This is a genomic window from Marinobacter salicampi (assembly GCF_011074795.1).
Classification (GTDB): domain Bacteria; phylum Pseudomonadota; class Gammaproteobacteria; order Pseudomonadales; family Oleiphilaceae; genus Marinobacter; species Marinobacter salicampi.
Window position 1 is genome coordinate 58773 of sequence record NZ_JAAMPF010000014.1, and the last position, 12993, is coordinate 71765.

General features: G+C 56.8%; 12 protein-coding genes. 7 read left to right on the forward strand and 5 right to left on the reverse strand.

Translation table 11 applies throughout. The features are described 5' to 3' along the window. Positions 1-267 precede the first annotated feature (267 nt). Positions 268-1041: a hypothetical protein gene (locus G7W63_RS07225; RefSeq protein WP_166255399.1), complete on the forward strand. Its 774-nt coding sequence runs from the start codon at positions 268-270 to the stop codon at positions 1039-1041. A gap of 56 nt (positions 1042-1097) precedes the next feature. Continuing rightward, positions 1098-3437, forward strand: coding sequence for a hybrid sensor histidine kinase/response regulator (locus tag G7W63_RS07230; protein ID WP_166255402.1), 2340 nt, complete (start codon positions 1098-1100; stop codon positions 3435-3437). On the opposite strand, the gene G7W63_RS07235 is transcribed toward G7W63_RS07230, so the two are convergent. Both G7W63_RS07235 and G7W63_RS07240 read right to left on the reverse strand, forming a co-directional pair. Then, the gene (locus G7W63_RS07235) at positions 3415-3864 is read right to left on the reverse strand and encodes a MarR family winged helix-turn-helix transcriptional regulator (protein ID WP_166255732.1); all 450 of its coding nucleotides are present in this window, start codon (positions 3862-3864) and stop codon (positions 3415-3417) included. The two genes, G7W63_RS07230 and G7W63_RS07235, sit on opposite strands and share 23 nt — an antisense overlap. Then, positions 3865-4350 (reverse strand): glutathione peroxidase, encoded by a 486-nt coding sequence (locus G7W63_RS07240; RefSeq protein ID WP_166255405.1) that lies wholly within the window; start codon positions 4348-4350, stop codon positions 3865-3867. It abuts the gene before it with no gap. Positions 4351-4541: 191 nt separating this feature from the next. On the opposite strand from G7W63_RS07240, the gene G7W63_RS07245 reads away from it, so the two are divergent. From G7W63_RS07245 to G7W63_RS07260, 4 genes are all read left to right on the forward strand, one after another. Then, positions 4542-5756 (forward strand): pyridoxal phosphate-dependent aminotransferase, encoded by a 1215-nt coding sequence (locus G7W63_RS07245; protein WP_166255408.1) that lies wholly within the window; start codon positions 4542-4544, stop codon positions 5754-5756. Positions 5757-5766: 10 nt separating this feature from the next. Then, positions 5767-6225 carry a hypothetical protein gene (locus G7W63_RS07250; RefSeq protein WP_166255411.1) on the forward strand — a complete coding sequence of 153 codons (459 nt, stop codon included), beginning with the start codon at positions 5767-5769 and terminating at the stop codon, positions 6223-6225. Positions 6226-6356: 131 nt separating this feature from the next. Then, positions 6357-7241 carry a protease HtpX gene (gene htpX / locus G7W63_RS07255; protein ID WP_166255414.1) on the forward strand — a complete coding sequence of 295 codons (885 nt, stop codon included), beginning with the start codon at positions 6357-6359 and terminating at the stop codon, positions 7239-7241. A 245-nt stretch (positions 7242-7486) separates the two neighbouring features. Beyond that, positions 7487-7651, forward strand: coding sequence for a PA1571 family protein (locus G7W63_RS07260; RefSeq protein WP_166255417.1), 165 nt, complete (start codon positions 7487-7489; stop codon positions 7649-7651). 88 nt (positions 7652-7739) lie between these two features. Here G7W63_RS07260 and pdxB read toward each other — a convergent pair whose 3' ends face one another. The 3 genes from pdxB to G7W63_RS07275 are packed head-to-tail and all read right to left on the reverse strand — an operon-like array spanning position 7740 to position 10910. Next, entirely contained in the window at positions 7740-8888 is a 1149-nt protein-coding gene (pdxB, locus tag G7W63_RS07265; RefSeq protein WP_166255420.1) for a 4-phosphoerythronate dehydrogenase PdxB, read from the reverse strand. A 17-nt stretch (positions 8889-8905) separates the two neighbouring features. Beyond that, entirely contained in the window at positions 8906-10309 is a 1404-nt protein-coding gene (locus G7W63_RS07270; protein ID WP_423202279.1) for a DEAD/DEAH box helicase, read from the reverse strand. A gap of 31 nt (positions 10310-10340) precedes the next feature. Beyond that, positions 10341-10910 (reverse strand): elongation factor P hydroxylase, encoded by a 570-nt coding sequence (locus G7W63_RS07275; protein WP_166255426.1) that lies wholly within the window; start codon positions 10908-10910, stop codon positions 10341-10343. Positions 10911-11079: 169 nt separating this feature from the next. On the opposite strand from G7W63_RS07275, the gene dsbD reads away from it, so the two are divergent. Then, a complete protein-coding gene (gene dsbD, locus G7W63_RS07280; RefSeq protein WP_166255429.1) occupies positions 11080-12981 on the forward strand; it encodes a protein-disulfide reductase DsbD in 1902 nt (633 codons plus the stop codon). Positions 12982-12993 lie beyond the last annotated feature (12 nt).

The following is a 12993-nucleotide window of genomic DNA, read 5'->3' on the forward strand; positions in this document are numbered from 1 at the left end:
TGATTGTCGACGGGCTCGCGATTGACCAATCGTTCTGGCGCGCACCCGATATTCATGTAATCAATGGAACTCACTTTAGCAATTTTCCGTGCTTATAAAAATGGCATTCAGTCGCTTGAATAAAGACGCTCAAATACGCTGTTTCTGTTGCAATCCTTAACACTCCAAACCGGATAAGATGCAGGTTTTCTGCTAATCTTTCGAGTAGTTGCCACAACAATTCCAGTCTCCGGGATGGGACACCAAGCCGAGGTAGCATCAGACCGAATGGATACCACAACGGTAGTCATCTTTTTCGCGGGCATTGTTTTTATCTCGATCGCGGCAATTGTCGTCAGTCAGATGCGTGAACGTGCGAAAATCGAAAGAGCCCGCCGCGTCACGGCTCTGCAGGACGCCTATAACCGGACCCATCGACTGTTAACCGATATTCCCGGACAGTACCTGACCCGGGAGCTGAAAATGCTGCTGGTCAATCGCATTGAAGAGATCTGCCGGGATCTGGGCGGCCTCAAGTCGGATCTTCCGGTAGCCCAGTGGCGGTCTGAGGCGCAGACTTTAAAACAGCAGGTCACCGAAAACACCGACGAGCGGGCGCCGACCAAGATCGATTCCCCTGAAAAGTCGGCTTATGTGAAGGAACTGTTGCAAAGCCTGTTCAAAATGATCGAGGCCCTGCATAAGAGCGGTCGCATTGACACGCCGACAGCCAAGAAGAACCTCAAGCATGTGCTTTTTCTGATCCACAAGACCCATGCCGACATGCATGTATTCCAGGCTCGCGACTACATCCGTCAAAATGAGCTTCGCAAGGCGATCCACGCCTATCATCTGGCCAGCACCGAAATGGGCAAATCGCCGGACAATCCCCTGGCGGCGAAAGCGGTCAAGAGTTTCCGCACCCGCATCAAGGAGCTCGAAGCTTCCCTGGCCAACGGTGGTACAACTGAACCGGCGGAAAAACAGCATCGTATCGACAAGGAATGGGACAGCTTCCTTCACGAAGATGAATGGAAAAAGAAAGCGGATTACGACGACTAACCTCGACCGTTCTGGCCACGAACGTCTTCGCACTGCCCACAAGGATGTAACAGGCCGTGAATTCACCTTTTCAGAAACGGCTTTCCTTCAGGCTTACCCGCAACACCGTGTTGCTGGCCATGGTCCTCGGTCTGCTTCTGAATATTATTCAGGTCAGCCTCGACTTTTTCCATGCCAGCGAGGCCATGGACCAAGACATCCAGGCACTGATGGAAATCAGCCACAGCCCTGCGTCGCAGATCGCCTACAATATTGATGCCCGACTGGCTGAAGAACTACTGACAGGGTTACTGAAACATCCCGCCATCGTGGACGCACGGATTGTCGACCCGGAAGATCGAACTCTTGCCGCCGCCAGTCGCTCCCATAACGAATCCAGGTATCGCTGGCTCAGTGACCTGCTGTTCGGATCGGAGCGTTTCTATTCCCAGGATCTGCGCGTGCCGCAACTGGTCGAGATCCCTTTGGGCGAGCTGGCTGTCAACATAGACACCTACCACTACGGCACCGACTTTCTCAATCGAGCCGCGTACACTATCGTTAGCGGCATCATCAAGAGTTTGGTGCTATCGGCCCTGCTGCTGTTCGCGTTCTATTTCGTTCTGACCAAGCCTATGCTCAGGGTGATTGAGGGCCTGCGCGAGGTATCCCCGAATGAGCCTGAAAAGGCTCGCCTGCCTGTGCCGGCGACTCATGATGAAGATGAGATCGGCCTGATGGTGAGGATCATTAACCAGCACCTGGATACCATTGATGCCAGTTTGGACAAACTGCGGGTAGCGGAAGGCGAGCTGAAGAACTACTCGGTCAAACTGGAGCGTGAAGTAGAGGACCGCACCCGTGAGATCTCAGACAAGAACCTCGCCCTGCAGCGGGGTAACCGTGCCCTCATCCGTGCCAAGGAGGACGCGGTTCGCCGCGCCCGCTCCCGGGCCAACTTCCTTGCCAGTATGAGCCATGAAATCCGGACACCGCTGAACGGCGTTCTGGGTATGCTGGGTCTGACTTTGGAGGGCGACCTCGACCCCGCTCAGCGAAACCGTCTGGAAATCGCCCTGAACGCCGGTCAGAGCCTTCTCGGCCTGCTTAACGACATCCTTGACATCTCGAAGGTCGAGGCCGGCAAGCTGAACCTTGAAGCCATTCCGTTCGACATGCGCAGCCTGGTGGAAGAGTGCACGACCCTGCATGCGCAGAAGGCCCGCCGTGAAAATATTGAGGTGGTTGCCGATATCGAGCCTACCCTGCCCGAGAAGTTTATTGGCGACCCCACCCGTGCCCGGCAGATCATTAATAACCTGATAGGCAATGCCATCAAGTTCACCGACCAGGGTGAAGTCCGCGTTAGCGTTCGCCAAGTGGGTTCGGACCTGCGACTGGACGTTACCGATACAGGCATTGGCATGTCGCCCCAGAGCCTTGGCAAGATCTTTTCACCTTTCGCCCAGGCCGACACCGATACTACCCGCCGTTATGGCGGCACCGGTCTCGGGCTTACACTTTGCCGGCAACTGGTAGAAAGGATGCACGGCCAGATTTCCGTAGAGTCGGAGGAGCACCGTGGTACCCGCTTCACTGTCACGCTGCCGTTGCCCAAAGCACAGCACGAGTCACAGAGCGGCGAGCGGCCATCCCCTTCCCTGGCTGCCCGTGGTGTCAGGCTTCTGGTTCCCCACAACCATCCTCACCGGCATTCCGTTGAACGTCAGCTCAAAGCCTGGGGCTTCTTTGTAGAAGAGGGTTATGACCTTCCCGCCGGCGAGGCCTCAGAAACGCCGCTGCTCATTATTGACCCCAATGATCCAGAGGCCCTGTCGGTTGCGCAGACCTGGCCTTCGGACCAGGTCATTGTATTCGACACCCATGTGTCCACAGACTTCAACCCCCTGTGGCAGCGACTGGCGCTGCCAGTGCGAAGGTACCAACTCTATCGCTGTCTGAACAAAGCGGCGGGCGCCAGCGAAGACCAGCTTCAACTGCAACCAGTGATGACGCCCGCAAGGCTCGGGCGTCCTGCCCAGCGTTTGCTGCTGGTGGAAGACAATCGGGTTAACCAGATTGTGGCCGGTGGTCTGCTGAGGAAGCTGGGGTACGAAGTAGATCTGGCGGAAAACGGAGAACGTGCGCTCAACGCGCTCAACAAGAACCACTATGCAGCGGTCCTGATGGACTGCCAGATGCCGGTTATGGATGGTTATGAGGCAACGCGCCGCATCCGCTCCAATCCTGCCTGGCAGCATCTGCCTGTTATTGCCGTAACTGCCAATGTGATGCAGGGGGACAAGGACGCCTGCCTGGCTGCGGGAATGAGCGATTATATTACCAAACCCTACGACCGCCAGGACCTGAAGAATGTTATCGAACGCTGGACCCTCAGGCGTCCTCAAGACGGCTGAGAAGAGCCCGGAGCTCATCCCGCAAGGCGGCAATTTTCTCAGGCTCGACACCGCTGTCGCAAAGAAGCCTAGCGGGTATCTGCCGGGCCTGGTTCTGAAGCGTTTGGCCTTTTTCGGTGAGTGTGACAATCACGGAACGCTCATCCTCGGTGCTGCGTCTGCGCTCAACCAGACCACCCTGCTCCAATCGCTTGAGCAAGGGCGTAAGCGTACCTGAATCCAGCCTCAGGCGTTCCCCGATATCCGTTACCCGAACCTGGCCGCCGTCGGCACCTTCCCAGAGTACGAGCATCACCAAGTACTGCGGATAGGTCAGTCCCAGTTCCGCCAGAAGTGGCCGATAGCGTGCCGTCACCGCACGATTGGCGGCGTAAAGGGCAAAACAGACCTGGTTGTCCAGGGCCAGGACATCTGAACTTTCCACGATCTAGAGCAGCTTCTCGATATCCGCACGGATGGACTCCGGCTTCGCCGTGGGCGGGTAGCGCCGAACTACCTGGCCATCACGATTGACCAGGAACTTGGTAAAGTTCCATTTGATTTTTTCCGAACCCATAAGGCCTTTGGCCTCGGCTTTCAGGAAACCGTAAAGGGGGTGGGTGTGGGGTCCGTTCACCTCGATTTTGGCAAACATGGGGAAGTCGACACCGTAGTTCAGACTGCAGAACTGACTGATTTTCTCGTTATCACCAGGGTCCTGATTCATAAACTGGTTACAGGGAAACCCAAGGACCTCAAAGCCTCTGTCTTTCAGACTGGAATACAGTGCCTGCAGACCTTCAAACTGGGGTGTAAACCCGCATTTGCTTGCCGTGTTGACGATCAGGAGAATCTTGCCCTGATAGTCGCCCAGACTCTGGTTCTCACCGTTGATGCTCGTGACGTCGATATCATAAAGCATGGCAGCAGACATGAACCTCTCCTTATTTGATTTTTACCAATTATATTGTGCACAACTTATTATCACAAATTTTCACGCCTGGCATCCTAAATTCCCGATTCCGTGCCATTTTTCATCACAATTCATCGCAATTGGGCTGTTGCCCCCGCCTGCCGCTCCGCTAGAATGGCGGTTTGGTCCCTTGATTCAGGAAGTCGCTGTTTATGCAGAACTACAAGAAGTCCGCCAAGCTGGATAATGTGTGTTATGAAATCCGCGGCGTGGTTCTGCGGGAGGCGAGAAGACTGGAGGAGGAAGGCCACCGCGTACTCAAGCTCAACATAGGCAACCCTGCAGCATTTGAACTGGACGTTCCAGAGGAAATCCAGCAGGACGTCATATACAACATGCCGTCGGCACAGGGTTACGTGGAATCCAAGGGGCTGTTCTCGGCGCGCAAGGCAGTCATGCATTACTGTCAGCAGCGCGGTATAGACAAGGTCGACATCGACGACATCTACCTCGGCAACGGCGTCAGTGAAATGATCGTCATGTCGATGCAGGCCCTCCTGAATACCGGCGACGAAGTCCTCATTCCCGCGCCCGACTACCCGCTATGGACGGCGGCGGTAACCCTGTCCAGCGGCAAGCCGGTGCACTACCGCTGTGATGAGCAGCAGGAGTGGTATCCGGACATCGATGACATGAAAAGCAAGATCACCTCCCGTACCCGGGCGGTCGTCCTGATCAATCCCAACAACCCGACAGGGGCGGTCTACCCGAAGGAGCTGCTGGAACAGGTCATTGAGCTGGCCCGGCAGCACAACCTGATCATTCTGTCCGACGAAATCTACGACAAGATTCTCTATGATGGCGTCGAACATGTCTCCACCGCTTCCCTTGCCGATGATGTACTGTTCTTTACCTTCAACGGGCTGTCGAAAAATTATCGGGCTGCCGGCTACCGGTCAGGCTGGATGATCATCAGTGGCGCCAAACACAAGGCCCGGGATCTTATTGAAGGCATCGACATGCTTGCCTCCATGCGGCTGTGCGCCAACGTACCAGCGCAACTGGCTATCCAGACCGCACTAGGGGGTTACCAGTCCATCAAGGATCTGGTAGCCCCCGGGGGGCGCCTGTACGAACAAAGGGAAACCGCCTGGTCGCTATTGAACGACATCCCGGGCGTTTCCTGTGTAAAGCCCAAGGGCGCCCTCTACCTCTTTCCGAAACTTGACCCCAAGCGGTTTCCCATCCATAACGATGAGCGGCTGGTGCTGGACCTTCTGGTGCAGGAGAAAATTCTCCTGGTTCAGGGGTCGGCCTTCAATATCGACGACAAACAACATCTTCGGGTCGTGTTCCTACCACGGGAAGACGTTCTGGAGGACGCGATAAAACGTCTGGCCCATTTTCTCTCCGCCTATCAGCAGTAGGGAGTCCACTGTGGCAGACATTCACATTGAAGAGTTCTATAAAGACGCGGCAGTGGCCCTGGTCCAACTTTATTCAGCCTTCCCCAGGCGCATAAATCTGTTTGTCGAGGACATCGCCGGCCCAGACGAGACTGATGAATTCGGTCTCCACAGCCGAAGGCATATGGCCTGTTTCGGCGCTCTTCTGTGGTTAGCGGAGGAGGGCCTCATTCGTTATATTGACACCATCCGACAAGATGCGATGGATCAGGCAGTACTGACCCAGGCAGCTTTCGTGCGCCTGAGTGCTCCGGCCAGCGATGCCGTTGTCAAGGCGGCGTCTCCCCAAGCGCTGGAGGCGGCCGCCCAGGCCCCACCAACCATCCGAGAGGAATTTTCCAGCCACATCTATCTGTTTCGCGAGGCTATTCGCAGCCGGAGCTCAGCGCGTATCAGCCAGGTGGTACGATCAACCTTCTTCAGTGAGTGATGTCAGCCCATCCTGTATCCCTGCCTCTGAATTAATTTGACGTAAGCCGCTTGAAGCCTCTGGCGGAAAACCCAATAAAGCCATTAAATGAAAGCGCCCAAGCCGGGCTGGTCTCAAGAAGGGTTTCGTCCATGCGTATTCTGTTGTTCCTGGCCACAAACATCGCGGTTATCCTGGTAGCGGGCATTACGTTGCAGCTGCTGGGGGTCGACAGCTATCTGGCCCAAAATGGCATTCAGTACCAGTCACTGCTGATCTTCGCCGCTGTCTTCGGCTTTGCCGGAGCGTTCGTTTCCCTGCTCATATCGAAGCCGATGGCAAAATGGAGCACCAAAGCCAAGGTAATCAAGCAGCCACGTACGGCCTCCGAGCAATGGCTTGTGGATACCGTCAGGGAACTTGCCAAGAAAGCCGGAGTCGGCATGCCGGAAGTGGCGGTATTTCCCGCCACACAGGCGAACGCGTTCGCTACGGGCTGGAACCGAAATGATTCGCTGGTTGCGGTAAGTGAGGGCATGCTGCAACGATTCGACAAGGAAGAGATTCGGGCCGTCCTGGGTCACGAGATTGGTCACGTGGCCAATGGTGATATGGTTACCCTTGCTCTCATACAGGGAGTCATTAACACCTTTGTCATTTTCGCCTCGCGAATTATTGGCTCCGTGGTGGACAGGGCCGTTTTCAAGAACGAGGGCGGCCACGGACCCGGCTTTTTTGTGGTCAGCATCGTAGCTCAGATTATTCTTGGCATACTTGCCAGCACAATTGTGGCCTGGTTCTCCCGCAAACGTGAATTTCGCGCCGACATTGCCGGTGCCGAGCTGGCCAGTCGGGGCGCAATGGTCAGCGCCCTGATGCGCCTGAAAAAAGAAACCGAGATTCCGAACCAGATGCCCGACAACCTGGAAGCCTTCGGCATCAACCGTGGCAGCCGTACCGGCCTGTCGGCCCTGTTCATGACTCACCCTCCCCTTGATCGCCGCATTGCCGCACTGGAAGCATCGTCCATCGCCTGAGAGAGCCTGAGACAACCTTCCGGGCGATCAAAGCGCCCGGAAGAGTCGAAGCAGGACCGCACGTGGCAGAGTGGGAAGAAAACCACAGACTTGGCGTCATATTTCAGACACAATTGTTCTGTAGCCTTGGGAAGCATCAAGGAATAGCAAATTTTTGACTTGAACAGCTTCGACTAAGAAAACGTTAGTAGAGAAAGATTGCAGAAAGCTGACAGAGAGAGTCACCCATGACGAAGGACCAGAACATGCTACAACAGACACAGAGTTCCGAGCCGTGGATGAATGGAGCAGCGGTGGTGTTATCAGACGGCCGCGAAGTGCCCATTACAGACACAATGGTTCAGCAATCCCTGGAGGCGCTCGCTTCCAATTCCAATGATGCGGCAAAGCCGGCCCGGCGCGCATCCTGACCCGCTCCGTTTAGGCAAGCCTGGTGCGTGACGACCCTGGCGCTCCAGCGGCCAGCTTAAGCCACCCCGCCTCTGGCGGGGTCAAATTCTAGAGCTTGAGTTTGAACCCCAACACTCTGAACTGATCCTGTAGGGAGCGACTGGTTCCCTTGAGCTGGATTTTGACACTGGAAAACTCTCGGCGCACCGGATAGTCACGCCTTAGCCGATCAAACGCCGCGCCCCGCTCCTCGGCTGGAAGTCGGAGCGTGCGGCGCAAACGCGCGTCATCGCGACGGGGATCATAGCAAGCTCGAATAGCGGTATCGGCGGCGTCACGGGCCTGGGCCGAACGGGTGAACGCAAGCTTGCTCAATGGCGGCTCCGGAAGAAACTGGCCACTCTGTTTTCGGGCTGGCAAACCGAGAAACCGGCTCAACGCCTGGTAGATTACTTCCGTGCCCTGGACCTTGCCTTCCAGGCTATAACCCGCGATGTGCGGGGTCGCCAGCCAGACACCCTGAGCAAGCCGGGGGTTGATTTCCGGCTCATGCTCCCAGACGTCCAGCACCACAGTTGGTGCATGGCTTGCCTGGAGCCTATCTAGCAGAGCATCGCAATCAATCACCTCGCCGCGGCTGGTATTGATCAATAGCTGATTTTCATTCATACCCGCCAGACGCTGACGATCAAGCATGTGGTAGGTAGGATGGCCACCGGTATGGGTCAAGGGCGTGTGAAGGGAAACCACATCGCAGCCAAGAGCCTGGTCAAGCGAGCCGAAGTCATCACTGTCTTCCTCGGACTCCCGGAACGGATCACACACCCGCACGGTAATGCCCAAACGGGAAAGCGTTCGCCACAGGGCACCGCCAACGTTGCCGGCACCGACGATCCCGACACTCAGGTCGGTCCAGTCTTTGATATCAAGACGTTCAGCATGAAGCGAAAGTACACTGAGCACGTATTCAACTACGCTGTTGGCGTTGCAGCCAGGGGCGCAGGCAAACCTGATACCCTGCTCTTGCAGCCAGCGCTGGTCCACATGATCCGTGCCGATGGTGGCCGTGCCCACGAACTTGACCCGACTGCCTCTCAGCAGGGCTTCGTCAACCTGGGTAACCGACCTGACCAGCAGGACGTCAGCGTCCCTGACCTCTGCGGCGGTAAGCTCCCGCCCGGACACCCGGCGTATCGCACCAATTTCGTCAAAAAACGAATCCAGCAGCGGGATATTCTCATCAGCCACGATAACCATAGGAAGCAACTCGCTGCTCAGTTTCTGCGCGGGCGCTGGCCACGCCCGGCTGGGGGTCTTCGGGTCGTGCGCCGGCGGGTAATCGGTGGCTTGGCCAGGGGTGTCATGAGTTCTTCCTCCGGCACCGACGAAGTGAGCTTCTGGCCGATATAGGACTCGATAGCCGGCAGCGAGAATGCGTCGTCCTCACTGGCGAAACTCACCGACACCCCCTCCTGGCCTGCCCGCCCGGTCCGTCCGATACGGTGGACATAATCTTCGGCACTGTCAGGCAGGTTATAGTTGAACACGTGGCTTACCCCATCCACATGAATACCGCGGCCGGCAACATCTGTAGCCACCAGCACCTGTATATCGCCCCGCTTGAACTGGTCCAGTGTCTTGATTCGCCTGTTCTGGGCGATCTCCCCCGACATCAGGGCGACCTTGATGCCCTGATTGCGGAGGTCTTCATCAAGGTCCCGGCACTGGTCACGGCGGTTGGCAAACACGAGGGCCTTGTCGACGTTCCTGCGCTGGAGATAATTCACCAATACCGTGAGTTTCTCGTCGCCCCCCACGAAATAGACCGTCTGTTTGACCCGTTCTGCGGTTTTCTGCTCCGGCTCAACTTCAACGAATTCAGCGCCCTGGGTCCACATGGATGCCAGGTTAAGCACATCCTGGTTGAACGTGGCACTGAACAGCAGGGTCTGCCGGTCTTCCTTGGGCGTGCACTTGCGGATAATGCGCTTGACGTCCGGAATGAAGCCCATGTCCAGCATGCGGTCGGCTTCGTCGAGAATCAGCAGATCCAACTGATCCAGGAATACATCCTGGGAGCCCAGAAAATCGATCAGGCGGCCGGGCGTTGCGACCAGGATATCAACCACCTCGTTCTGCAACTGGTCCCGTTGCTTGTCATAGTTCATGCCGCCCACAACCGTGACCACATTATGGCCGGTATAGCCGCACAGCTGTTCTGCGTCCTTGGCAATCTGCATCGCCAGTTCACGGGTGGGCGCAAGGGCAAGTACCCTTGGCTCTGAGGCAAACCGGTCCTCAGCGGGGATGGGATGCTCAAGCATGCGCTGTATGGCATTTATCAGGAAGGCGGCGGTTTTGCCGGTTCCGGTCTGGGCCTGACCAATAAGATCCTTTCCAGCAAGGGTGAAAGGCAGGGTTTCGCCCTGGATCGGCGTGCAGTACTCAAACCCGATATCAGCAATAGCACTCTCGAGCCGCGAGTCGAGTCCCAGATCAACAAACCTTATTTTACCCTGCACTACCGGCAGCTCCTCGGAGCGTTCGCCGTGTGTCTGGTCCGAATCAAGCGTTTGGTCCACTGCCCGGGCATCCCCTGACGATTCTGGCGCCGATGGTTGCTCATGGGATTTGGCTTGCATACGTGTACTCTCTGTCTCAGAATTTTCCGCGGACATTTCAGCATCTGATGCTGTGTCCGAACTGATATCAACATTCATAGTTTGGGCCGGGGTTAAGGTCATTGAAACGTTGTTCAGAAGACCATGCCTCTGCAACAAGCGCCTGCCTCTCATAAAAGGCTAAAAGTGTGCGGTAGAACCTGTCCGCCCTGTCGGGAAGCCCATTTTTGAGGTAAACCTGAGTCTGGGCCCACACTTTGTTCCGGAAATTCTCTTCATCACTGCCGCTACCGGTTAGATTGTCCACGCTGACATGAAAGCCCGAACCTGCGGCTACAGAAAAAAGCCACTCCAGTGCCTGCGGCTTTACTTCGACCTTTTCGAACGCCATCTGTTGCTCAGCATTGCGTCCATCAGGACAATACCAGTAGCCATAGTCATTGAGCTTTCGACGCTGGGCTCCGGCTATACACCAGTGGCTTATTTCGTGAAGGGCACTGGCGTAGTAGTCATGGGCGAACACGACCTGCGCCAGCCCGTCCGGTGTCCGGGCAGGGATATACTCAGGCTCTTCGCCGCCACTGACCAACAGGGTTCGGTCGGTTTCCCGAAACAGGTCATTAAACAGCATGATAAGATCGTTCGCGTGGTGTTTCATGCGACCGCTATTGTGCGACTTTAGCGCTTGCAATGCCAGCAGGAACTTTTCCGTGCCAGGGTTGTCGATGTGTTCACGCCAGAGCGGAAACCAGAGGCAATAAGAATACCTGACAGCGCCATCCCGGGCTTTGTGCCCAGGTTGTGAAACTCCCTTACAAGATGGAACCATGCCATTGATTAGCCAGCCTTATCCGGTATTTTCGGCGGCCTTTATCGCAACTGTCGTAGGCGTACTGTTACAGACTCTCACGGTTGTCGGGTTGTTGGCGCCAGGGGCGGTCTTTGCCCAGAGTTCTTTTTTTGGCAGCAATGACACTGAGTTTTTGCCCGTAGATGAAGCCCTCCCTTTCAGCTACACCACGACCGCATCCGGGGTCGAACTTTTCTGGAATGTGGCGCCGGACCACTACCTTTATAAAGGCAGGGTCAGCGTTGAAGCAAAGCATGCCGACGTTACCGTGGGCCAGCCGGCGTTCTCCAGCCCGGGCACAGCCACCGAGGACGAGTTCTTTGGTGAGGTCACGGTATTCTATGACCCGGTAACAGCGACAGTGCCCGTTGAGCTCCCGGCGGGAATGCAGGAGGCGGAACTGACCGTCACTTACCAGGGCTGCGCCAACGCCGGCCTTTGCTACCCGCCTCAAACCCGGGAAGTACTTTTCTACCCTGGCAATAATGATGGAGGTACCGGTTCATTAGCCAATGGCACCTCTGCTCCCTCCCTCTCCAGTGCAGGGGCTGGTGCAGACACAAGCTCGGCAACAGGGCTTGCGGGCTTTCTTTCCGAGCAGTCACTGTGGCTGGTCGCGCTGGTGTTCGTGGCCCTCGGTCTTGGCCTAACATTTACGCCCTGCGTGTTACCGATGATCCCGATCATCTCGTCCCTTGTGTCAAGCCGCAACACACGCAGTAGCGGCCATGCCCTACTCCTGGCCAGCAGCTATGTGCTGGGCATGGCCCTGACCTATGCCGCAGCCGGAGTGATCACAGGTCTTTTGGGTGCAAGTTTCAACCTTCAGGCCCATCTCCAGTCACCCTGGGTGCTGGGAACCTTCGCTGCCCTGTTCGTGGCATTCGCTCTGGCGATGTTCAATGTGTATGACCTCCAGATGCCAGCTTTCTTGCGAGACCGCATCAGTAACGCCAGCCAGACCCTGACTGGTGGCCGGCTGGTGAGTGTATTCCTGATTGGTGCGCTGTCAGCGCTGATCGTATCGCCCTGTGTCACGGCGCCCCTGGCCGGCAGTCTGTTGTATATTTCCACCACCCAGGACGCTCTCGTGGGGGGCGTTGCGCTGTTCGCCCTGGGCCTTGGCATGGGTATTCCGCTCATTGCGGTTGCCGTGGCGGGCCGAAGGGTATTGCCCACATCCGGAGCCTGGATGAACATTGTAAAGGCATTTTATGGCGTCATGCTGCTCGCGGTTGCGATCTGGCTGATTGAGCGTCTGGTTCCTCCCTGGGTGGCCATGACGTTATGGGCAACCCTGGTTGGCATCACTGGCGTGCAGCTGGGTGCTTTCGACTCTGCCCGGCCCGGCTGGCCCAGGACCTGGAAAGGGCTTGGTCTGATATTTTCTGCCTATGCCCTGGCCCTTCTGGTTGGCGCGCTAGCCGGGGCAACCGATCCCTTGCGCCCGCTCGACCCGTTGGTCCGGTCTACTGACCGGACCGGAGCGGCAGCTCAGACCCATGCCGAATTTCAGCGTTTTAAGGAGCCCGACGCGATCCGCAGGGCGCTGGCAGAGGCCCGATCTCAGGGCCAGCCGGTCATGCTGGATTTCTATGCCGACTGGTGTATCAGCTGCAAGGTCATGGAGCGGCAGGTGTTCAGCAAGCCGGATGTTATCGAAGCGCTTGAGCCCTTACGGCTTCTGCAGATTGATCTGACCGACAACACTCCGGCACAGCAGGCCTTCCTGGATGATCTGGGGCTTTTCGGCCCGCCGGCCATTCTGTTCTATGACGCGGCCGGCGCCGAAGACGGCGCCTTTCGGGTGCTTGGCGAGATGGACAGGGCCCAGTTTCTCGCCCACCTGACGGAAACCCGAGCGGCCTTGGGCTACTGACCCGCAAGCCCT

Coding starts and splice junctions, on each gene's coding strand:
- G7W63_RS07225 (WP_166255399.1), top strand. CDS start 268: ATGGATACCACAACGGTAGTCATCTTTTTCGCGGGCATTGTTTTTATC.
- G7W63_RS07240 (WP_166255405.1), bottom strand. CDS start 4,350: ATGTCTGCTGCCATGCTTTATGATATCGACGTCACGAGCATCAACGGT.
- G7W63_RS07245 (WP_166255408.1), top strand. CDS start 4,542: ATGCAGAACTACAAGAAGTCCGCCAAGCTGGATAATGTGTGTTATGAA.
- htpX (WP_166255414.1), top strand. CDS start 6,357: ATGCGTATTCTGTTGTTCCTGGCCACAAACATCGCGGTTATCCTGGTA.
- G7W63_RS07260 (WP_166255417.1), top strand. CDS start 7,487: ATGCTACAACAGACACAGAGTTCCGAGCCGTGGATGAATGGAGCAGCG.
- pdxB (WP_166255420.1), bottom strand. CDS start 8,888: ATGGTTATCGTGGCTGATGAGAATATCCCGCTGCTGGATTCGTTTTTT.
- G7W63_RS07270 (WP_423202279.1), bottom strand. CDS start 10,309: ATGTCCGCGGAAAATTCTGAGACAGAGAGTACACGTATGCAAGCCAAA.
- G7W63_RS07275 (WP_166255426.1), bottom strand. CDS start 10,910: ATGAAACACCACGCGAACGATCTTATCATGCTGTTTAATGACCTGTTT.
- dsbD (WP_166255429.1), top strand. CDS start 11,080: ATGCCATTGATTAGCCAGCCTTATCCGGTATTTTCGGCGGCCTTTATC.